This window comes from Rhizobium sp. Rhizsp42, assembly GCF_047304155.1.
GTDB lineage: Bacteria > Pseudomonadota > Alphaproteobacteria > Rhizobiales > Rhizobiaceae > Rhizobium.
This window is the reverse complement of record NZ_JBGLYS010000004.1, coordinates 119,133-138,203: the sequence shown is the minus strand read 5'-3', so window position 1 is coordinate 138,203 and position 19,071 is coordinate 119,133. Positions and strand designations below refer to the sequence as shown.

The 19,071-nt window shown below is 55.1% G+C and carries 23 protein-coding genes; 11 read left to right on the top strand and 12 right to left on the bottom strand.

The genetic code is table 11. The features are described from left to right. Positions 1–62: 62 nt before the first annotated feature. Positions 63–575, top strand: coding sequence for a ferritin-like domain-containing protein (locus ACCD05_RS06565; protein ID WP_413391869.1), 513 nt, complete (start codon positions 63–65; stop codon positions 573–575). Here ACCD05_RS06565 and ACCD05_RS06560 read toward each other — a convergent pair. After that, the gene (locus tag ACCD05_RS06560; RefSeq protein WP_413391868.1) at positions 572–874 is read right to left on the bottom strand and encodes a hypothetical protein; all 303 of its coding nucleotides are present in this window, start codon (positions 872–874) and stop codon (positions 572–574) included. The genes ACCD05_RS06565 and ACCD05_RS06560 overlap by 4 nt on opposite strands. A 174-nt stretch (positions 875–1,048) precedes the next feature. On the opposite strand from ACCD05_RS06560, the gene ACCD05_RS06555 reads away from it, so the two are divergent. The 3 genes from ACCD05_RS06555 to ACCD05_RS06545 all read left to right on the top strand — a co-directional run bounded on the left by ACCD05_RS06555 (position 1,049) and on the right by ACCD05_RS06545 (position 2,869). Beyond that, a complete protein-coding gene (locus tag ACCD05_RS06555) occupies positions 1,049–1,672 on the top strand; it encodes a hypothetical protein (protein ID WP_413391867.1) in 624 nt (207 codons plus the stop codon). Positions 1,673–2,123: 451 nt separating this feature from the next. Next, complete coding sequence (locus ACCD05_RS06550; protein ID WP_413391866.1) at positions 2,124–2,324, top strand: hypothetical protein; 201 nt, start codon at positions 2,124–2,126, stop codon at positions 2,322–2,324. A gap of 329 nt (positions 2,325–2,653) precedes the next feature. Further along, positions 2,654–2,869 (top strand): hypothetical protein, encoded by a 216-nt coding sequence (locus ACCD05_RS06545; protein WP_413391865.1) that lies wholly within the window; start codon positions 2,654–2,656, stop codon positions 2,867–2,869. 170 nt (positions 2,870–3,039) lie between these two features. Here the strand turns inward: ACCD05_RS06545 and ACCD05_RS06540 are convergent, their stop codons facing one another. Both ACCD05_RS06540 and ACCD05_RS06535 read right to left on the bottom strand, forming a co-directional pair. Then, on the bottom strand, positions 3,040–3,495 hold the full coding sequence (locus ACCD05_RS06540) for a DUF6314 family protein (protein WP_413391864.1): 456 nt from the start codon (positions 3,493–3,495) through the stop codon (positions 3,040–3,042). A gap of 35 nt (positions 3,496–3,530) precedes the next feature. Next, positions 3,531–4,940, bottom strand: a complete 1,410-nt coding sequence (locus ACCD05_RS06535; RefSeq protein WP_413391863.1) for an MFS transporter — start codon at positions 4,938–4,940, stop codon at positions 3,531–3,533. Positions 4,941–5,191: 251 nt separating this feature from the next. On the opposite strand from ACCD05_RS06535, the gene ACCD05_RS06530 reads away from it, so the two are divergent. Genes ACCD05_RS06530 through ACCD05_RS06520 form a run of 3 tightly spaced genes read left to right on the top strand, consistent with a single transcriptional unit; the run spans position 5,192 to position 6,432 of the window. Then, entirely contained in the window at positions 5,192–5,479 is a 288-nt protein-coding gene (locus ACCD05_RS06530; RefSeq protein ID WP_413391862.1) for a hypothetical protein, read from the top strand. Continuing rightward, positions 5,437–5,907 (top strand): carboxymuconolactone decarboxylase family protein, encoded by a 471-nt coding sequence (locus ACCD05_RS06525; protein ID WP_413391861.1) that lies wholly within the window; start codon positions 5,437–5,439, stop codon positions 5,905–5,907. Before ACCD05_RS06530 ends, ACCD05_RS06525 begins: the two co-directional genes overlap by 43 nt. Before the next feature lie 24 nt (positions 5,908–5,931). Further along, positions 5,932–6,432, top strand: coding sequence for a GNAT family N-acetyltransferase (locus ACCD05_RS06520; protein WP_413391860.1), 501 nt, complete (start codon positions 5,932–5,934; stop codon positions 6,430–6,432). A 25-nt stretch (positions 6,433–6,457) separates the two neighbouring features. Here ACCD05_RS06520 and ACCD05_RS06515 read toward each other — a convergent pair whose 3' ends face one another. The 4 genes from ACCD05_RS06515 to ACCD05_RS06500 are packed head-to-tail and all read right to left on the bottom strand — an operon-like array spanning position 6,458 to position 9,785. Beyond that, positions 6,458–6,664: a hypothetical protein gene (locus ACCD05_RS06515; RefSeq protein ID WP_413391859.1), complete on the bottom strand. Its 207-nt coding sequence runs from the start codon at positions 6,662–6,664 to the stop codon at positions 6,458–6,460. Further along, on the bottom strand, positions 6,661–7,185 hold the full coding sequence (locus ACCD05_RS06510) for a hypothetical protein (protein ID WP_413391858.1): 525 nt from the start codon (positions 7,183–7,185) through the stop codon (positions 6,661–6,663). Before ACCD05_RS06510 ends, ACCD05_RS06515 begins: the two co-directional genes overlap by 4 nt. Positions 7,186–7,218: 33 nt before the next feature. Beyond that, entirely contained in the window at positions 7,219–8,436 is a 1,218-nt protein-coding gene (locus ACCD05_RS06505) for an MFS transporter (RefSeq protein WP_413391857.1), read from the bottom strand. 47 nt (positions 8,437–8,483) lie between these two features. Further along, positions 8,484–9,785 carry an MFS transporter gene (locus tag ACCD05_RS06500; protein ID WP_413391856.1) on the bottom strand — a complete coding sequence of 434 codons (1,302 nt, stop codon included), beginning with the start codon at positions 9,783–9,785 and terminating at the stop codon, positions 8,484–8,486. A gap of 146 nt (positions 9,786–9,931) precedes the next feature. Here ACCD05_RS06500 and ACCD05_RS06495 point away from each other — a divergent pair, with 146 nt between their 5' ends. Further along, the gene (locus ACCD05_RS06495) at positions 9,932–10,516 is read left to right on the top strand and encodes a TetR/AcrR family transcriptional regulator (RefSeq protein ID WP_413391855.1); all 585 of its coding nucleotides are present in this window, start codon (positions 9,932–9,934) and stop codon (positions 10,514–10,516) included. Here ACCD05_RS06495 and ACCD05_RS06490 read toward each other — a convergent pair. Both ACCD05_RS06490 and ACCD05_RS06485 read right to left on the bottom strand, forming a co-directional pair. Continuing rightward, positions 10,509–11,063: a hypothetical protein gene (locus tag ACCD05_RS06490; RefSeq protein ID WP_413391854.1), complete on the bottom strand. Its 555-nt coding sequence runs from the start codon at positions 11,061–11,063 to the stop codon at positions 10,509–10,511. The two genes, ACCD05_RS06495 and ACCD05_RS06490, sit on opposite strands and share 8 nt — an antisense overlap. Before the next feature lie 208 nt (positions 11,064–11,271). Next, positions 11,272–12,312 (bottom strand): aldo/keto reductase, encoded by a 1,041-nt coding sequence (locus ACCD05_RS06485; protein ID WP_413391853.1) that lies wholly within the window; start codon positions 12,310–12,312, stop codon positions 11,272–11,274. Positions 12,313–12,428: 116 nt separating this feature from the next. Here ACCD05_RS06485 and ACCD05_RS06480 point away from each other — a divergent pair, with 116 nt between their 5' ends. After that, the gene (locus ACCD05_RS06480; protein ID WP_413391852.1) at positions 12,429–12,863 is read left to right on the top strand and encodes a tautomerase family protein; all 435 of its coding nucleotides are present in this window, start codon (positions 12,429–12,431) and stop codon (positions 12,861–12,863) included. Positions 12,864–12,909: 46 nt separating this feature from the next. Further along, positions 12,910–13,680, top strand: coding sequence for an SDR family NAD(P)-dependent oxidoreductase (locus ACCD05_RS06475; RefSeq protein WP_413391851.1), 771 nt, complete (start codon positions 12,910–12,912; stop codon positions 13,678–13,680). A 4-nt stretch (positions 13,681–13,684) separates the two neighbouring features. Here the strand turns inward: ACCD05_RS06475 and ACCD05_RS06470 are convergent, their stop codons facing one another. Continuing rightward, positions 13,685–14,506: a response regulator transcription factor gene (locus ACCD05_RS06470; RefSeq protein WP_413391850.1), complete on the bottom strand. Its 822-nt coding sequence runs from the start codon at positions 14,504–14,506 to the stop codon at positions 13,685–13,687. A 137-nt stretch (positions 14,507–14,643) separates the two neighbouring features. Between ACCD05_RS06470 and ACCD05_RS06465 the strand changes: the two genes are divergently transcribed. Further along, positions 14,644–16,533 carry a putative bifunctional diguanylate cyclase/phosphodiesterase gene (locus ACCD05_RS06465; RefSeq protein WP_413391849.1) on the top strand — a complete coding sequence of 630 codons (1,890 nt, stop codon included), beginning with the start codon at positions 14,644–14,646 and terminating at the stop codon, positions 16,531–16,533. A 45-nt stretch (positions 16,534–16,578) separates the two neighbouring features. On the opposite strand, the gene ACCD05_RS06460 is transcribed toward ACCD05_RS06465, so the two are convergent. Together ACCD05_RS06460 and ACCD05_RS06455 are read right to left on the bottom strand one after the other, a co-directional pair. Continuing rightward, positions 16,579–17,307, bottom strand: a complete 729-nt coding sequence (locus ACCD05_RS06460) for a type 1 glutamine amidotransferase domain-containing protein (RefSeq protein WP_413391848.1) — start codon at positions 17,305–17,307, stop codon at positions 16,579–16,581. A gap of 544 nt (positions 17,308–17,851) precedes the next feature. Continuing rightward, a complete protein-coding gene (locus ACCD05_RS06455; protein WP_413391847.1) occupies positions 17,852–19,060 on the bottom strand; it encodes an adenylate/guanylate cyclase domain-containing protein in 1,209 nt (402 codons plus the stop codon). Positions 19,061–19,071: the final 11 nt, after the last annotated feature.

The following is a 19,071-nucleotide window of genomic DNA, read 5'->3' as shown; positions in this document are numbered from 1 at the left end:
GTGAACATTGGAACCGCTTCTCTCTTAGCGGGTTTTCCATCGTCATTTCATAGGAGGACACCATGGCTACAACTAAGACCAACACGAAGACGCTTGATGATCTCTTCCTTGATACGCTCAAGGATATCTACTTCGCCGAGAAGCAGATCCTCAAGGCACTGCCTAAGATGGCCCGCGCCGCACAGTCCGAGGAAGGCAAAGCAGGCTTCCTTCAGCATCGCGATGAAACGCAGGGTCAGATCGAACGCCTGGAACAGGTTTTCGAACTCCTTGGTAAGCCTGCCCGTGGCAAGACTTGCGAAGCGATCCAAGGCATCATCTCCGAAGGCGAGGAAATCATCGAAGAGTTCAAGGGCTCCCCTGCCCTTGACGCTGGTTTGATTTCCTCGGCACAGGCGGTGGAGCACTACGAAATCGCCCGTTACGGCACCCTGATCGCCTGGGCCACCCAGCTTGGCCTGAAGGATGCGGTCCCGCTGCTCCAGGCGAACCTCGAGGAAGAGGAAGCGACAGATCAGAAGCTAACGCAGCTCGCCAAAACAGCAGCGAACGCTAAAGGCGCGAAAGCAGCCTAACGCCTAATCAGGGCTGTCTCGAATGGGGCAGCCCTGTCATATTTCGGCCAGTAGCCATCATCCATGATGTTCATTGGGATCGGCGACAGCTTAGACAACGCCTCTACTGCGAATTCCACCTGCAGCATAAATAGGCGGAGTGAACTAGGCATAGCGACGCCGGTCAGTTTTTCGCGTGCTTGAAAACGGTCCACTCCCGCCTCCCGCAAACGCCTTTGCCCTTCTGCCTCGATATGCTCATTCTTGTTCTGAGCGACAGATTTGGATTGGCTCAAGCCACCTTCGATTACCCTGAACATCCCAATGCCCTTATTCGGTCCCGGCCTATCTCAAAGCCAACGCCGATTCCCGGCAAGTCATCCAGCTTTCAGCGGTGATAACTTTCATACTGCGTGACAAATTCGCGACAACACTCATCTCCGGTAGCAGGAGCACGGTTTAGCTACGCGAAGCTCCCAGTCTGGAGGACAAGCATGCACTACGCCGTAGTTGATATTGGATCGCCAAAGCAAGGCAACTTGGGTTGGTGGATCACGGGCCCCTTCATCGAGGATGGGGGCACCGGCCCTGAAGATCTGATTGTCAGTCTAACCGAAGCAATTCTCGCTGGACCGGTCGTCCTCGGGTTCGAGGCTCCGATGTATGTACCTACCAAACGCGATATCGGAGCAACCCTTCAACAGCGCCCCGGAGAGACGGGTCGGCCATGGAGCGCCGGAGCGGGAGCTAGCGTCACCGCGATGGCCTTGGCCTTGGTGCCCGCGATTTTGGACAGGCTCGCCTCAAACATCCCCGGCCTCAAAGCTTGGCAAGATTGGACAAGTCTACCCGCTGAGCCCGGCGAAATCCTAGTCTTTGAAGCCTTCGTCACATCAGGTGTATCTGATGGACATGCCGAAGACGCGAGGCTTGCGGCTTATGCGGCTCGTGAGCTCCTGGGTGGTGGCGATGTTAAAAGTGCTCTCGGCCAGGAGCCCTGCATGAGCATGCTCGGTGCTGCACTTCTGCATGCCGGTCTCTCCAACGACCTTGAAGAGCTTCGTCGGCAATGCCTCGTGGTTAAGCTGGCGAAGACCAGGCCTTCAACCGCTAAATAGCAAACGCCGCACGTCGACGGACCGAATTGATCTGTATGTGGACCCCTGCCTCTCTCGCTCAGATCAAACCATTCGCCGCCAAACTCTGACATGAAAGCGACAGTGCCCGCCCGCGTAGCGAAACAGTGGACGTTATAAGCCAGCCCACCATGGGTCACGGTGAGGATCTCGGCGCAGCGGAGCAGCCGTTTGGAGAAAAGTGACTGCTTTTCCACGAGACCATCGTTTGAACCGGCCTGGAGCGCAACCTGATGAGGCCAGCCACGATTGATTGTTGCGATCGTCAACTTCTTAGCCACGATTTCCACTCCTGCTTTCACAAACACCTGCCTTGACTCCTAGCACAAAAAGAACAAACTAGGAACGCCCGCAGCGGCGAACAACGACTTCGTTGGTAAAAGCTGAGCACAACGACCCTGCTGTCCAGACACTCCCAACGAAGGGATCCACGATGAGTGACATCGATCGTCCTACTTTAAAACGCGCTCCCACGCTCGTGGCCCGGAAATGCCATTGTGGCGATTGGGCAGGTTTCGGCTTCGGTAAAGCTGAACACGTGGATTGGTGGTGTTGGAAGCACTATCCGTACAAGACGTCAGGTCGTCTGGAAGCGGCCGAGATCGCTGAGGCGCTTTGCCGCAAAGTCGCGTAAGCCACGCCTACTTGGTTGCCATGGAAGATCGGAACGAGCATTGGCGCAATGGGATACGTTGGCTCTCGTTTTACAGCCGTTGCAGCGTCGAGATCCGTTGCTCGGGTTGCGGAGTTAGCAAGAGCAGTTCAGTCGAGCGCGTCCTTGCGGCGGTGGGCGATGTAGCCGTCAGCAGCCTCGGTGTAACTTTGGCCCGAGCCCTTGGGTGCCAACGTGTTGATTTGAGCGGTCATATGGGCTGCCGACTTGAGACACCGCACAGCTCGTTCAAGTCGGTCAACGAAAAGCCATCGCCCGTGGACGCCCTTAAGTTGCCAGCAGAGACGTATATGCTGGCGGACATGGCGCTCTCCGAAGTGCCCGAGTGGTTCATCTTGTACGGTTTCTGCAGGTGCGGCTACTTTCGCGGAATCGATATCAAAAAGACGCGCAAAAAATTCAGTCCATCGTCGCGGACCAGCGAACTTGCTCGCTACCTTCACTGCAAGCGCTGCGGCCGCAAAGGCGACAACAGGTTTATCTTCAAGCAAATGCTCAGGGACTAACTAATGGTGCCGTGTCAGACCGCCAGCGGATAATATTCGTATGCCGGAACGAATCGGCTTCGAAACGATTGAGCCGCACCAAGATAGTCGCCAACGACGAGATGAATTGCTGCAGTCGATCCAAGCTCGTCTTCGCGGTGAGCAGGTCGCGAAATCCAATATCGGTCAGGTCAGTCCCTCGATCGCCTATACTCTGACGTCAAAACGTAATCCTTGCGAGGCCCGCTTACCGAGTACGTTGTTCGGAACGCCTGACCACCCTCAAAGGTAAATTCGGCATCATAGAAATCGTCACCACACTTGTGTGATGCTCTGCCGATATAATTCGTGCGATCGAAAACGGGTATCAAATGTAAAAAAAGGTTACGACAGGCCCTGTCGAAAAAGATACGCAGCGTAGCCCCGTCGCCCACCCAACAGTACGTTCGGTTGAAGAGCAGCCTCTCGCCGGTCGGAAGGGTCAGCTCGCCACTCTCCTCATATAGGTAATGCTCATTGTCACGCGTAATAGTCGCCTGGCCAAGCATCTCGGCTCCGTCTGTCGATTGCCGATGAAGGCTCCACGCGCCCTCGTAATCTGAGAGGTCAAAGCCGCTCGTACTCAAGCCGGAAACAAAGGCTGCCATTCTGTCATCTCTTCTGATTGGTTCGAGCGCTGACCTCAAAGGCCCGGTTTGTCCGGCTCAGCCGGGCCGATCAGGATCCATACAAGCAAAGCACTCAGTAGCGCCGATGCTGCCGATACAGCCATCACCGCAGAGTAAGCTTGGGAAATATCCGAAGGCGCTAGAGATCCGATATCCGAGCTGCCAAACGCGATGCCAAGTGCTGCCACGGCGAAGAGGCTTCCACTTCGCGCTGCGGCATTGTTGATGCCCGAAGCCGCGCCACTGTCGTCAGGTGGTGCGGAATCGAACACCACAGTGGTCAGCGCCGGTATTGTGATGGTCATACCTAGTCCGATGAGTACAAGACCGGGAAAGTATCCTGATAGATACGCCGATTGCCCACCGGAAAGGGCCAATAAAACAAAGCCACTGGCGGTTATAAGCGGCCCAAGGATCATCGGTAGCCGTGGTCCGACCCGGCTGGAGATCCCACCGGCGGGCCTAGAGCCAAGGCCAAGGATTACGGAGAATGGCAGAAACGCCGCGCCCGCCATCGTGGTCGAGAAAGAATGGACCTTGATCAGATGGAATGGCAGCATGAACAGGGCACCACCGAGTCCTCCGTATAGAATGATGGTCAAGATGTTAGAGCCCGTGAAATTACGGCTTCGGAATAACCGCAGAGGCAGGATCGGATAAGGGGACCTTTGCTCCACAAATAAAAACAATCCGCCTGCAGCTACGGAGCAAGCCAACATGGCTGGCCCGGTAGAGATATCTCCCTCCCCGACAGCAATCAGTCCATAGGTGAACAAACCAAGGGCGACTACGGCAAAAATCGATCCCGGGATGTCCAACTGGCGTGATCCGTCTGCTTTTCGGCTCTCACGCACATTTCTGGCGAGTAACAATGCCAAAGCCCCAATCGGCACGTTGATATAGAAAATCGAGCGCCACCCCACATGGTCAACCATCCAGCCGCCGAGAGGGGGCCCGAGCGCCATCAGGACGCCCCCTGCTCCAGCCCAGGTCCCGATTGCCTTGCCCCTTGCTTCGCCGGTGTACGCTTGACTTATCAAGGCGAGGCTCGTCGGGACTAGCGCAGCTGCACCCGCTCCCTGGATAAATCGGGAGATTATCAAGACTGTGGGAGAGGTTGCCAGCCCGCACGCCATGGAAGCCAACACGAATAAGCTCAACCCGACACAAAAGGCGCGAAGGGTTCCAAACCGGTCCCCCAGAGCGCCCCCAAGCAAAATGAAGCTAGCGAGCGTCAACAGGTAGCCATTCGATATCCATTGAACGGCGGAGAGGCCAATGTGCAGGTCAGACTGAATGGCAGGTAGCGCGATATTGACGACAGAGCTGTCGATGAATCCAAGGCTGCTTCCAAGGATCGAGACGGGCAGAACCCATTTTTGTTGCGAGACATTGGCGGCCAATGTGTTGGTTTCGTCATCCATATTTCGCGGCACCTGTCTAGCAGCTTCGGCGCAAACATTATCACTTCGAAATTTGAAGCGAAAGCACCTGTAGTACACGGTTCCGCTGTCCTGCAAACGTAGCTGGGGCGCTATCCAATAAAGCACCTCCGACACTGCTGACCTGTCGGCACCCGCCTGTAGCATACCCGGTTTTGTAAGCTTCAAAATACAAAGCGAAAGGACTTGAACCTCGCGCTCGCCGTCACCACGTGAATACCAAGGTTGTACGGGTGGAAGACGCCAACGGCACACCAGGCAACAAACCCGGCGCACGCATCGACGCCATAGCGTCGGATTACGGCAGCCAATTGGAGGGTATCATGATAAGTATCGAAGAGGCTCTTGTCGTGTCTCAGGAGCGGATAACCGATTGCGGTGGCGAGATCGCAGTGGAATTCACCGACCTGATAGCCAAGGGCGAAGAGAGTGGCTTCACGCGCAAGGAAGTGCTGGTGGCCATCAGTGCGCTTACCGCATGCGAGCTTTCTTCGCTACCAGACGTGCCGAGGATTCACTGATTTTAACGGAACGCCAAGGTTCAGCTTTGGCCTTTTCTTTTGCGTCGAAACATGATGAACATCAGGCTTTAAAGGATATCAACGTGGCAACGCTAGCTAAAGAAGGCTCCCCGTTCATCAACCATGTTGCGGAGTTTGCACCCGAACTGGCGCAATTGACGAAGGACCTCGTATTCAAGGACATTTGGGAGCGACCGGGCCTGTCAAACCGCGACCGAAGCCTGATCACTGTGACGACATTGGTTGCTACCGGACGCCTCGAACCGTTAGTCGATCACTTCAAGCTGGCAAGACAGAACGGCATCAGCGAAGATGAGCTTCGAGAGATCCTCGTCCACCTCGCGTTCTACGCCGGGTGGCCTTCTGCTATGAGTGCGTCTCGTCTGGCAGCAGAGGTCTTCAGTGATGCCCAGGGCAAGAGAGTTTAGGCCTCAGTTTGAGGGGGATAGAGCATGATGAAGCTGCGTCACGCGGAAGAGGCGGACGACGATGCCGTCGGCGAACTTCTGGTCAGGGCATTCGACACGCAGAACTCCGCCAAAATGCCGGGGGTCATTTCCTCCCCGGAGCGGTATGCAGATCTGCGCAACAGAGCGCAAAAGAGGGAAGAAGCTACAGTCCTCGTTGGCGAGGTTGACGGTATCCTCGCGGGGACGATCACTCTTTACCGCTGGGGCGCATCAGGTAACGAGGCCTGGGTCGATGGCTCTGCGGGGCTTCGATATCTGGCGATAGAGCCGCGTTTCGCCGGAAAGAGCCTTTCCACGATCTTCCTGGCGGAGGCGAAAAAGCTTGCCCAGTCCTGGGAGGCCCCAGCGATTTGCCTGCGGGTAAGACGTGGCGCTGATGGAGTGCAACGGCTTTACACCCTTCACGGTTGGCAACGTGACGAGCGAGGAGACCTCGACCTTCTGCCGGAAATCTACCTCGATGGGTTTACTCTAAGCTTGTGACCAACCGGGGGCATCGTATCCCACGTTAAATTTCGAACTTGGTACCTGTCTCACGATCGTTCTTGTCCAACGTCAGATCGCCGTCAGCCTCGTCAGCTGCCTCGACGTGAAGTGCCTTTGCAGTCTCTTTGTATTTCTGGAGTCTGACGTCGCCCTCGGCCTTCCGCCTGGCCACGAAACGGCGTGCTCGTTCCCGAGCCTCTTCAAGAGATGGTAGATCTTCGGGGTTCATCGGTTCAGCTCCTTCGCGCATACTACTATATTGGCCTCATTGGTCTCAAGCGAGAAGCCCATGTCGAAATAGAGAGGAAGCGCCTCGGCGACCGGCTGACGCAGATGAAGCTCGTCGCACCCAAGTATCGACCCATAGGCTTCAGCGGCTTCAACGACACAGAAACGAACAAGGCCTTTGAGCGGATGGGTATCGACTGGCGAACCCTCCAGAAGGTAGATAGACAACACGATCTTGCCATCGGACACCTTCCCGATAGCTAGCCCCGACAGGTATGAGTTGCACCAAATCGCGACTTCGAAATGAGATGGACGGTTCTCCCAGGACTCCACCTCCTCACGCCAATCCCACTCAAATCGACGATGCGGATGGTGCAGCCAATGCTCCTCAAATGCCTCCAAGGCGTTTTCATCAATTTGTGTCAGGCGGACGGGCAAGCCATAGACTTCTGCGAGTGTGAGCTCGGCAGTTTCGTATGACAAATCGCGGATCGCGCGATATCGGTGCCAGGTATTCAACATTTGAGATTTCCAAATTCTTGATGATGAGGCGCGTTAGCGCCGAGAGACGTCGTGCTGTTCTCGACCGCCTGTCGCAACAAGCAGTGCGAACGATACCATCACGAAGAGTGCCGACACCCACGCCAGATTGACGACGTCAAGCCTCGTGAGGACCGCCGACCCTATGCCCGCGCCTATTGAGAAGCCCAAGTACATTCCCGACGCGTTCAATGACAAAACAATTGGACCAACCGAGTGCCCGGCGACGGCAATCAATCTCGACTGCTGTGCTGGGAAGAAAGCCCATGATGCAAAGCCCCAGATACCAACGAGGACGAATGTCGCAATCTTCGCGCCTTCAGGCGGCAAAAGGTGTGGGATGAAAAACATCGCCAAATAATCGAGGATCACCGCAGCGAATGCGAAAGCGACAACACGGCGGCTTCCTGTACGGTCACTTATGTGGCCGCTTACGATGATACCCACGAAAGCAGACACTCCGAACGCGAACAGGGCTCCTGTGAGTTCAGAGCCTTTGATGCCGCCCACTGCCTCAAGGAACGGCGTGACGTAGGTATATGCGCAGTAAGCACCCATACCAAGGAAGACGGTCTGGATGAGAGCAAGTCCGACGCCCGGTCTCTTGATCACCCGGATGCGGTCGCCAAGACTTGGCGCAGAGAGGCCCTGGCCAATATCCTTGGGTAGACCAATGAGAAGGCCGATCAAAGCGATCGAGGACAATATCGCGACACCGACGAACGGCATCCGCCAGCCGAAAGAAATTCCGATGAACGAACCCAATGGCACCCCGATGGCCACCGCAACTCCCAAGCCCCCGCTGACGATCGCAAGCGCCCTACCCCGACGCTCGGGAGGGACAAGTGCGCTACCAAGTGCATTTGCGTTGGGGACGTAAAGTCCGGCGGACATGGCCAGTAGCACGCGAGCGACAGCCAAAAGTTCATAGCTGGAGGAAACTGCGGCCAGAATGTTGGAGACAACGAAGAGGCCCATACCCGACAGAAGGATTCTACGCCGGTCGACATGCCCGAAGAGCGTGGTGAGCAACGGAGACGAAAAGGCGTAGGTCAACGCGAATATCGTAACCAGTTGCCCCGCTGCCTCAACGGAAACAGAGAGGTCGGTGGCGATCCGAGGCAAGATAGCCGCGATCATGTGACCTTCGGTTCCGACTGCGAAGGTGCCCAGCGCCAGCCAGTATAGCGAAGGGGTGTGCGATATGGTGGGTGTTGTGGTTACTTCAGCCATGGAAAATCCAATTATTTGCGCCGCCCAAAGCGATCATAGTGACAAGGTCAGTGAGCAACGGCCGCAGCGGAAGCTGATCGGGTCACTTTGTTTAGTGTGATGCATAGGATCGCAGCCAGGATGCAGAAGGCACCGGCAATGAAGAACGCTGGCAGGTAGCTCTGGAGCTCTGTGCGAGAGAGGCCCGCGCCGTACGCCGCCGTCGCAGCACCGAGCTGATGGGCCGCGAAGATCCAGCCGAAGACCAGTCCGACCTTTTCGCGACCAAAGCGGTCAGCCGCCAGACGTACGGTTGGAGGAATTGTGGCCACCCAATCGAGACCATAGAAGATCGAGAATACCGACAGACCGTAGAACCCGAAATCGGTGAATGGCAGGAACAGCAAGGAGAGACCGCGCAACCCGTAATACCAAAACAAGAGCCAACGGTTGTCGAAGCGGTCAGACAGCCAGCCGGATCCGATTGTTCCGATGAAGTCACAGATACCGATGATGGCAAGGAAACCGGACGCCTCGATTGGCTTGATGCCGAAGTCTCCGCAGAGGGTCACGAAGTGGGTTTGAATCAAGCCGTTTGTGCTCAGCCCGCAAATGAAGAAGGTAGAAAAAAGGATCCAGAACGTCGATGAACCAGATACTTCGTTCAGGATTGTGATTGGTGACAGGAGCATCTTGCCCAGGCTGTCCTTTGGCTTTCCACTCACCTGAGTCACATGGACCTCGCCAACCAACGGGAGGTTAAGATCCGCCGGATGATCGCGCATCAATGCGACAACCACGACCATTGCGACGACAATCATCCCACAGACGAGGTAAACGGCAGCTCGCCAACCATAGTTTTCGGTGAGGGCGGCCATCATGGGAAGAAACACCAACTGGCCGGTAGCGGAACTCGCCGACAGCATCCCAATGACCAAGCCTCGGTGTTTTGTGAACCAGCGGTTGGAGATCGTAGCTCCCAGAACGACGGCGGTCAGCCCGGTACCAAAGCCGATGATCAAACCCCACAGAACCAGGAGATGCCAGAGCTGGGTCATGAACAGAGAGCCTATGAAGCCCGTCCCCACCAGCAATAGGGCGAAAACCACGACCTTGCGGACGCCAAAGTTGTTTATGAATGCTGCCGCGAAAGGCCCCATCAGGCCGAACAGAACCAGTCGCACGGCGAGGGCAGAAGAGATTTCCGACGTGCTCCAACCAAACTCGTCTTGGAGCGGCTTGATCAAGACTCCTGGTGCCCCCATCGCACCCGCCGTCACAAGCATGGTGAGGAAGGTAGCTCCGACCACTACCCAGCCGTAGTGGATGTTGCGACGAGCAAGAGTTGACGCGAGAACTGTCGATACCATTGAGGGTCCCTAGTGCTGTTCAGCCTAGCGAGAGCGGATGTCACGAGCGCTCAGCTGCAGCTGCTGAAGCCTGATATTCATAAGGCTTGTTGTCATTCCTGATACTCATCATGTATGCTTGTCAAGTATTATGTTCGGAGCAGATGATGAGAGTTAGTCGCGCACAGTTCGCGCAAAACCGCGAGAAGATCATAGACGCTGCCAGCGAGCTTTTTCTCGATAAGGGTTTCTCTGCTATTGGCGTAGCGGAAGTGATGAAGGCAGCGGGCTTCACGCATGGTGGCTTCTACGGACATTTCGACTCCAAAGAGCAGCTGGCTTACGAAACAAGCCGACATCTGTTTCACAAGACAGAGCAGAACTGGAAGCAGATCATCAACGATCACCCAGAAGCACCGCTCGAAGCACTCTTCGATTTCTACCTCTCTAGCGCCAATCTTTCGGGATTGAGCGGACCTTGTGCGCTGAGCAGCCTTTCTCAGGAACTCGGACGTCAGAGTGCAGAGATTCGATCTGCGTTGGCGGGCGATATACAGGCGCTCTCAACAATCATCGCCGAGCTAATCCCTGCCGCTGACGAGGTGACGCGAGGGCGACGGGCCCTTGCCGCTGTAACTGCCATGATAGGCTCGATATCCTTGGCGAGAGCAACCGATGATCCGGCGCTCGCAGAAGCTATTCTCTCAGCTACAAAGGCCAACCTTTTAAATTCGATTAATGCAGTCACCTAGTTTTCGCGACCTTCGGACTGTACGTACCGTCATCGTGAGAGCCTTGGTAGCGCTGCATTGCCTCTTGGTACTCGCGCTCGATGTCGGACCCGCTACGGAACGCCGCATTGAGTTTCTGATCGTCCTCACCGCCTGGGGTCGTCATCGCGCCTTGGATAATCTGTAACGAGACACCGAGCTTTGACAGACCAAGCTTGCCTTCGAGATCATCTAGGACATTCTGGCCGTCTGAGGTCTGCCCCAGCTCTTCAAGCTTTGCAGCAATTGCGTTCTGATAGTCGTCCCATTTAGCGAAATCAGAAGTTCTGATGCCTAACTCATCCCCGACTTTGCCAACCAGATCAGACTTTTGTTCCGACACATTGATCCCGGCTAACGCATCGATCGTTGCTTGCGGAATGGCGCTAACCGCTAGCGAAGCGTTCGCCGTTCTCACGGTCGACCGCTGACCCGACTGCAATTCGATCGTTTCTGGTTGATCTGCCTTGCTTGACCCTCCCCGGAAGCCACTGAGGAACGGTCGCATGGTTGAAATTATTGAAATCATCTGGAGTCTCACGCTGATCCGCGCCTAGCCTTCATAGCTATCCGGACGAGACAAGGCGCAACAATCATCCATGCGCATCTCGACACCGCGCTCGCGGTGTCGAGATCACACATAGCAAATACGCTTCATATTTTGAAGCGAATATTTTGTGTTGAACTTGGTTCGACCATCAAGAAGAACTTTTTGACCCTCACCGATGGTCGAGCGTTCAGCTAGCCGCTTGAGCAATGGGCGATGGGTTGCGCTCTCCGAACCCGGCCTGATGCCAATACGGATATGCAGGTGTCTGAGCACTCGCCTCGTCCAGGAACGATACCTGCTCACTCGTTAGGCTCCAGTCGGTCACAGTAAGATTCTGCTTCAACTGTTCCTCGTTGCGAGCGCCGATAATGATGCTGGAGACGGTAGGCCGCTGCAAAAGCCAATTCAAGGCAACCTGGGAGACGGACTTGTTCGTCTCGGCTGCGACCTTATCCAAAGCATCAACGATGTTATACAGATGCTCGGAATCGATGAACGGACCATCTCCCGGACGAGCCGCGAACCGAGTGCCCGCTGGCTGGGGATTGTCACGCCGGATTTTGCCGGTCAGGCGTCCGGACGCAAGCGGGCTCCAGACCATCGCGCCGACTCTCTGGTCAACGCCCAAAGGCATGAGCTCCCACTCGTACTCACGGTTGGCGAGCGAATAGTATGCCTGGTTAGCGACATATCGCGGGAGGTTGTACTTTTCCGCTACGGCCAGCGATTTCATAAGGTGCCAGCCGGAGAAATTCGAGCAGCCAACATAACGAATCTTGCCAGCTCGAACGAGGTCGTCGAGGGTGGAAAGGGTCTCTTCGATCGGCGTCTTAGCGTCGAAACCGTGGAGCTGGAAGAGATCGATGTAATCGGTCTTCAGCCTCTTGAGAGATGCCTCGACCGTCCGCGTCAGATGATGCCTGGAAGAGCCAACGTCGTTAGGACCGTCGCCAGACCGAAAAGTCGCCTTTGTGGAGATCAATACATCTCCGCGTTTACCTTCGATCGCTTGGCCGAGAATTTCTTCAGAAGCGCCAGCGGAATAGACGTCAGCCGTGTCGAAGAGATTTAGCCCAGCGTCCAAGCATACATCGACAAGGCGCTTGGCTTCACTGACGTCCGTCTTGCCCCAGGCTCCGAAGAAGTCACCCTTCCCTCCAAACGTCGCCGTGCCGAAGCTCAGCGCGGGAACCTTGAAACCCGAGCCGCCAAGATATCGATATTCCATTTTGATCTCCAACGTTGAAAATTCAGAGTAAGCTGCGAATACCAAGCACCGAGGTGCTCAGAGAGTATGCGCCACAGATCAGCTTCGAATTTTGAAGTCAATAACATGAATGTCGTATGGCACAGTTGTCCGGATTCGCTATCAGTCATCACGACGAAAAGGATGAAGAAATGCCACTTGCCAGAATTGAAATCCCAGTGGGGAAGTCTCCCGAATTTAAGCAGGTTATCGGCAGCATTGTGTACGAGGCGCTTGTGGAAGTGCTTGGCGCTCCGAAGGACGACCGCTTTCAGATCATCAGCGAGCATAGTCAAGATAGCCTCATCATGGATCCGACATACCTTGGGATCGAACGCTCCTCGGACGCGCTAATCATTCAGATAACGCTCAACGAAGGCAGAGCAACCGATCTCAAGAAGGCCTTCTATCAGCGGGTTGCTGATGACCTCCACAGTCGCGCTGGCATGCGGAGAGAGGACGTGTTCATCAACCTGATTGAGGTCAAACGCGAAAACTGGTCGTTCGGCAACGGTATCGCTCAGTACGCGTAGGTGGCGGTGACACCACTGCCAAGATTTCGACAGCAAGGACCCAACCATGTCACGCATTTTTATCTCCGGCTCGTCCACTGGGCTTGGCTTGCTCGCCGGAAAGCTGCTCGTTGCACAAGGCCATCAGGTGACGCTTCACGCCCGCAATGAGCTTCGTGCATTTGACGCGCAGCGCGAGCTGCCCGAGGTCGAGGACATTGTCGTTGGCGATCTGAGCACAATCGACGGAGCAAAAGGTGTTGCTGAGCAGGTGAACGCTTGCGGCCATTTCGACGCGGTCATCCATAATGCGGCGATCGGCCACCAAGAGACGAAGGTTCTGACTTCGGACGGGTTCCCCGAGATCTTCGCTGTCAACACGTTGGCACCGTACGTGCTGACCGCGTTAATTGCGAAGCCGAAGAGACTAATCTACCTCAGCTCCAACATGCATAAGCAGGCCAACTTTAATGCCGATGACATCTCATGGAAGACCAGGCCATGGGATGGATGGGCCGCGTACTCTGAATCGAAGTTCTATGACGTGTTGCTCGCATTCGCGTTTGCTAGACTTTGGCCGGACGTTCTTTCGAATACCCTCTCTCCCGGTTGGGTACCCACAAGGATGGGAGGCGCTGCAGCGACCGACGACTTGCAAGAAGGATGCGAAACGCAGGCATGGCTCGCATCGAGTGACGATTCTAACGCCAAAACGACTGGGAGTTATTTCTTCCACTTGAAAAAGGCCGAGCCTCACGCTCAGACGCGGGATGTTGTGGTTCAGGACAAACTTCTGGCCTTCTGCGCTGAAGTATCTGGAGTCCCGCTGCCCGGTTGAGCGGCTACTCTAGCAAACCCCGACGTAGCGCTGTGGCAATCGCATGGGTTCTGTTGTTCGCCTTGAGCTTCCGGGTTGCCGATAGGATATACGCATTCACCGTCTGCGTAGCAAATCCAAGCTCTGCGGAAATCTCATCGCTGGTTAGGCCCAACTCTGCGTGACGGAGGCAGTTGATCTCGCCCGCAGTTAGTTGGAGCTCGACAGCCGCAAACTTCTCCATTAAGGGCTGAACAACTGCGTCGTAAAGTGGCTTCGCGATAAACTCAAGATACGCGAGTTCCTCAGTCTTAAAAGCAACTGAGCGAACAAAGATCACGGCTCCGTAAACCTTACCCTGTCGTTCAATTGGAATGAGCGCCCGGTTCTTCAAGTTGAAGAACGACAGGAGGTCGGCAAGCTCATGCGGCAGTGAATAATATTCGAGACCGTCTACGAGCAGTCTCTCGCCGTTCTTTGCTTCCAATATTAATGGGTCACGAGCATGCCATCCGGACGCAAGGTACTTTTCGACGAATAGAGGTGGGAGATCCGTATCAAACGACTTGCCCGTCTCCAACTCGTAGCCATCGAAATCTAATCCGCAAACAGCAATGTAATCGAATGAAACCGATCGTTTCAGACTTTGCAAGAGATAGTCAAGTCCAATCCGTCTTACTCGCGGCAACGACTTCAAATCGGCAGCCGCCTCTAGCGAAGTATCGTTCGATAAAAGATCTGAAATGCTCGCCACGAAGCCCTCCCCGCCTGTGTCCGGAATACGTGGAATCCTCGAAAAAAGGAAGTTCGAAATCCCCAGGAGTAAGTGTGCAACTTTTTCGAGCACTTTCCACTCAAGGTTAAAGGGTCATTAAGAACCTTATCATATTTCTATTAGTGCCACTTCGGTACGCCACCGTCACCACAGCCATATGCGATGCAAATTGGCGCGACACTAGATCCCACCCAATATTCAGGGCGTTCATGTCATATATCGAAAGCTTCACGTCGCTCAGAACTCGGTTTTCCTCCATCACAAGTCTGTTCCCACGCTCGTCATTGGCCTCATCGCCGGTTTCGCCCACGTTAGGATCGGATGGCAGTCAGCCCGAGAAGGATCAGCACGAGGATCGACTCCTTCTGGTCTCCCGCAGGCTGGAGCTGGCTTTGGAGGCTTCAGGCGTAGGCGTTTGGGAATATCATCCGACCACGGGGCGGTTGATATGGGACGACCGGATGAGGGATATCTTCGGCATCGCGTCCCAATCAATGCCACTCGATTACAGCGATTTTCGCAGGCGTGTTCACCCGGATGACATAGCCGAAGTAGAACAAGCGCTGACAGATGCCATTGAGGCCCGCCGAAAGCTGGTTGGCCAGTTTCGCATTACCACTCCGACTGGAGAGAGACGTATCCTCAGGGCTTACGGGGTCACGCATTCGATGCCGGGCGGTGAGCGCGTCATAATCGGCGCGAACTGGGATGTCACTAAAGACGTCTTGCTCCATGAGGAGCTTCGTGAAGCCGAAGAGCGAGCACGGCAGCAAAACCAGGAGCTGGAGGCGGCCCAAACGAAACTCGAACACCAGGCGCTCCACGACCCACTTACGGGTCTGCCGAACCGCCGCTATGTGGATAGATTCATCGAGAGATTGAAAGCAGCGACGCCTTCAGAAAGAAAACCAATTGCCTGCATTCACATTGATCTGGACCGCTTCAAGGAAGTGAACGACACTGCGGGACACAATGTCGGTGACGCCGTTCTTCGCTCGATATCTCAAGCGCTGGTTGCCCTTAGCAACTCAGCATGTTTCCTCGCGAGAATTGGCGGCGACGAGTTTGTGATTTTCATCCAGGCGTCAAACGCGGGCGAGCTTGCGAGCGAAATCGGCTCCGAGATCGTGAAGCAGCTCGCAAAGCCTATTTCAGTGGACGGCAGAGAATGGCGTCTCGGAGCGAGCGTAGGAATCGCCGTCCAAGACAACTCGTGCGAAATCTCCCAGCTCATTGCCGACGCTGACATCGCGCTCTACGAAGCCAAGAAGCAAGGCAAAGGGCGTGTCCGGCTCTACACCCCTACACTTCGAAGCGAATTTGTGACGAGTAGGCAGCTCGCCGACGAAATCCTTATCGCGCTCGAGGAAGATCAGTTCGTGCCTTATTTCCAGCCTCAGTTCGATGCGCGGACATTGGAAATCGCTGGAACCGAGGCTTTGGTTAGGTGGAAGCACCCGGTCCGGGGCTTGATATCCCCTGCAGCCTTCCTCCCTGTCGCCGAGAAAATCGGCAAACTTTGTGCCATTGACGAATTGATCCTCATCAAATCGCTTGCGGCTCTGAAGAGTTTCGAAGCTCAGGGATTCCGGCTACCCCGTATATCTGTCAATGTGTCTGCGCAGCGTCTCCGGGAAGAGAGCTTCATTGCGAAACTTTCTTCGCTGCATTTCAGTCCCGGGACGTTGTCGTTCGAGCTACTGGAGTCGATCTCTTTCGATGGTGAAGACCAGACATTAATCACCGCTATCGAGAACATCCGGAAAATGGGTATCGACATCGAAATCGATGATTTCGGAACTGGTCATGCGTCGATCGTCAGCTTGATCGAATTGGCTCCTCATCGGCTGAAAATTGACCGGAAACTAGTCAAGCCGCTTGCCAATTCCAGCTCGCAACGAAAGCTGATCTCGTCGATCGTCGATATCGCGCGATCAATGGACATTGAGGTCGTAGCTGAAGGCGTCGAGACTTTCGAGCAGATCGAGATTCTACGAGCGCTAGGATGCACGACGCTTCAGGGCTTCCGACTGTCAAAGCCAATGCCTGAAGCAGAGGTCGTCGAATTTGCGCTTGCGCGTCCCTGGATGCACTTGTGAGTCCGGTGCGCCGGAGGTGTGGCGCACCTGGCTCGCTCAGCCTCACTAGACAGTGACGACCACGTCGTTACCAAACAACAGATGAATGAATGCGATCGAATACTCTGACGCGGCTTTCTGATCCTGCCCTGTAATTAACTTGCCATCTATCACCACTTGGGTGCCAACGTCCGTCGAGGCCGAGTAGACGATTCCAGCCTTCTCCATCTCTACCTGTGGCCAATGGGGAAGGAAGTCTTTGCCATACATCGGTTCCAGTTGCGCATCTTCCGCGCGGCTGAAACCCGTCGCCCGTCGTCCAGAAACTCGCCCTGGAATATTTGCCAATGCGATAGATCCGTGGCAGATCGCGCCGACAACCTTCCCTTCAGCAGAAAAGTGTTCCAAGAGTTTGCCCAGATCCTCGTTCGGAAACAGGTCTACAGCAGCACCACCGCCGCCGACGATATGTATCGCATCGTAACTAGACGGATCAACGTCCCTGAGCGCAATAGTGGAAAACAGCTTTGCAACGAGGGCTTTGTCGGTCAGGAAGCCTTTGGAAACAAGATCATCCGGCTCCCAGGTATTTTCCGCAAACGGATCACTCATTGGGTCGTATTTGACCTTGCCGCCTGCTGGGCTTGCGAAGTCGATCTCACAACCACGTTCGGAGAAGTGCCAAAACGGATGGGTCAACTCAGCAAGCCAATAGCCCATGTCCGAGCTGCTAGTAACGAATAGGATCTTCAATGCATTCTCCATTTTTGCATAGGTCAACGTGTTCTTCAGCAATTGTGGGTCGCTTATTCAGCTTTAAAATATGAAGCTAAAGGGGAGCGGTCAAGCGACGCTCCCGAGTGTCAGTTCACGGTTTCGCGAGGATCTTAAAACGCGATGTTGACCAGCATGGCATCGTGATCACCAGGCCTTTGGCGCTGGAGCAACAGCAACAAATGGGCACTCTTCGAACCGTTTGCAGCAGATCAAAATGCCCTAGAAATGCTCTTGCGGAAAACGCGGACCGCCCAACCCCAGGCGGCCCGCGTCAGCCTTCAAACCAACAGCTCTCACAGTCTAGGGCAGACCGCAGCGTAGTTGGCGCGGCTTCACACGACGGCCGCCGTGCAGTACGAAACATGATGCCTATAATGCTTGGAGTCAACCGACTTACTGAAACTGCTGAACATTTCGACGCCTTAGAACGGCAAAACAGTGATTATTGTTATCGCGCTCAGTAACCAACTGTCTCGATCGTCTCGGCTGAGTAGCATTGGTTGGAGTTTTCATTCCGGCGTCTAATCGAGTAGATGGATAGAGATGCCGTTCAACTTCAATGCTACGTTGGTCGTTTTAGGGCATAGACCTCGACTGGTGCCCCCACCCCCCTTAGTGGATATGCGCCCAAGCTTTCCATCTCGTCGGAGTAGCCACCCATTTCCACAAACGCTCTCGAAAACAGCACGGAGCGCTGTGTCTCCTTGGTCAATTCTTCAAGCCGAGATGTGACGTTGACGGCCGGGCCGATTACGGTGAAATCCAGACGTTTTCGCGAGCCAATGTTCCCATACATTACATCGCCCACGTGGACGCCCATGCCATACCGAAGAATGCTTCGTCCGTCCCGCTCGTGCTCGAAGTTGAGAGCCTCCATGGCGATTCTCGCCTCGTCGATAGCCACTAGAAGCCGCCCGCAGGCATCCGGATCTTTGAGCCTGAAAACAGCGAGAAGCCCGTCGCCCATAAACTTGAGGATTTCACCGCCGTGCCGTTCTATCGGCTCTGACATGGCGTCAAAATAGCCATTCAGCATCTCAATGACATCGTCGCGCGGCCAAAGGTCAGAAATGGTGGTGAAGTCTCGAAGATCGCAGATCAAGATTGCCGCGCCTAGCGTCTCGCCGCTCCCTCTTGTGGTCGCACCGGCCAGAATTTGCTCACTGGCGTGGGGTCCAACATAGGTTCGTAAAAGGGTTCGGGTGATAACGTTCTTTATTCGTATCTCGCTGTGCAGTGTGATTGCCGGTAGCAAATCCTGAAGGACCAGCATGTCTTCTTCGCTAAAGCCGCCAGGGGCATCGCAAGCGAAGCTAATGATGTGCTTTTTTTCCAATGTGTGCACGAGAGGCCAGGCAACGTAGTCGGTCATGCCTTCTGCGCGAAGATCGTCGTAGATTGGATATTTCGCGGGCTCGCCCTGATGCCCATAGAGCCGCTGCCTGACCACCGGCGCGCCGCTAAAAAGTTCATTTACAGGACTTTGTAGAAAGGCAGGCGTGCTCTCAACGTCGTAGCCGAACGTGTCGATCTCGGCCTGAGCCATTCCATGACGCCAAACAATTCGAGCGCCGAGCCACTCGGGGTGGTTGGTGCGGAAATGGAGGGTCGCCCTGCCAACGGCGACACCTTGCGATCGAAGTCGCAGACACAGCTCCACGAGAATGTTGTCTATGAAGCGCTCGTTCTGGACATCGAGCATGAGCCAGTCGAGGATCCCGCGCCGTTGGACAGGCCATTGTCCCTGCGGGCTGTGTTTTATGGATTTCATCGCTTCACTCG

Coding starts and splice junctions, on each gene's coding strand:
- ACCD05_RS06465 (WP_413391849.1), top strand. CDS start 14,644: ATGTCATATATCGAAAGCTTCACGTCGCTCAGAACTCGGTTTTCCTCC.
- ACCD05_RS06540 (WP_413391864.1), bottom strand. CDS start 3,495: ATGGCAGCCTTTGTTTCCGGCTTGAGTACGAGCGGCTTTGACCTCTCA.
- ACCD05_RS06565 (WP_413391869.1), top strand. CDS start 63: ATGGCTACAACTAAGACCAACACGAAGACGCTTGATGATCTCTTCCTT.
- ACCD05_RS06505 (WP_413391857.1), bottom strand. CDS start 8,436: ATGGCTGAAGTAACCACAACACCCACCATATCGCACACCCCTTCGCTA.
- ACCD05_RS06455 (WP_413391847.1), bottom strand. CDS start 19,060: ATGAAATCCATAAAACACAGCCCGCAGGGACAATGGCCTGTCCAACGG.
- ACCD05_RS06500 (WP_413391856.1), bottom strand. CDS start 9,785: ATGGTATCGACAGTTCTCGCGTCAACTCTTGCTCGTCGCAACATCCAC.
- ACCD05_RS06485 (WP_413391853.1), bottom strand. CDS start 12,312: ATGGAATATCGATATCTTGGCGGCTCGGGTTTCAAGGTTCCCGCGCTG.
- ACCD05_RS06520 (WP_413391860.1), top strand. CDS start 5,932: ATGATGAAGCTGCGTCACGCGGAAGAGGCGGACGACGATGCCGTCGGC.
- ACCD05_RS06480 (WP_413391852.1), top strand. CDS start 12,429: ATGGCACAGTTGTCCGGATTCGCTATCAGTCATCACGACGAAAAGGAT.
- ACCD05_RS06515 (WP_413391859.1), bottom strand. CDS start 6,664: ATGAACCCCGAAGATCTACCATCTCTTGAAGAGGCTCGGGAACGAGCA.
- ACCD05_RS06495 (WP_413391855.1), top strand. CDS start 9,932: ATGAGAGTTAGTCGCGCACAGTTCGCGCAAAACCGCGAGAAGATCATA.
- ACCD05_RS06490 (WP_413391854.1), bottom strand. CDS start 11,063: ATGATTTCAATAATTTCAACCATGCGACCGTTCCTCAGTGGCTTCCGG.
- ACCD05_RS06535 (WP_413391863.1), bottom strand. CDS start 4,940: ATGGATGACGAAACCAACACATTGGCCGCCAATGTCTCGCAACAAAAA.
- ACCD05_RS06510 (WP_413391858.1), bottom strand. CDS start 7,185: ATGTTGAATACCTGGCACCGATATCGCGCGATCCGCGATTTGTCATAC.
- ACCD05_RS06555 (WP_413391867.1), top strand. CDS start 1,049: ATGCACTACGCCGTAGTTGATATTGGATCGCCAAAGCAAGGCAACTTG.
- ACCD05_RS06525 (WP_413391861.1), top strand. CDS start 5,437: ATGCGAGCTTTCTTCGCTACCAGACGTGCCGAGGATTCACTGATTTTA.
- ACCD05_RS06545 (WP_413391865.1), top strand. CDS start 2,654: ATGCTGGCGGACATGGCGCTCTCCGAAGTGCCCGAGTGGTTCATCTTG.
- ACCD05_RS06560 (WP_413391868.1), bottom strand. CDS start 874: ATGTTCAGGGTAATCGAAGGTGGCTTGAGCCAATCCAAATCTGTCGCT.
- ACCD05_RS06475 (WP_413391851.1), top strand. CDS start 12,910: ATGTCACGCATTTTTATCTCCGGCTCGTCCACTGGGCTTGGCTTGCTC.
- ACCD05_RS06550 (WP_413391866.1), top strand. CDS start 2,124: ATGAGTGACATCGATCGTCCTACTTTAAAACGCGCTCCCACGCTCGTG.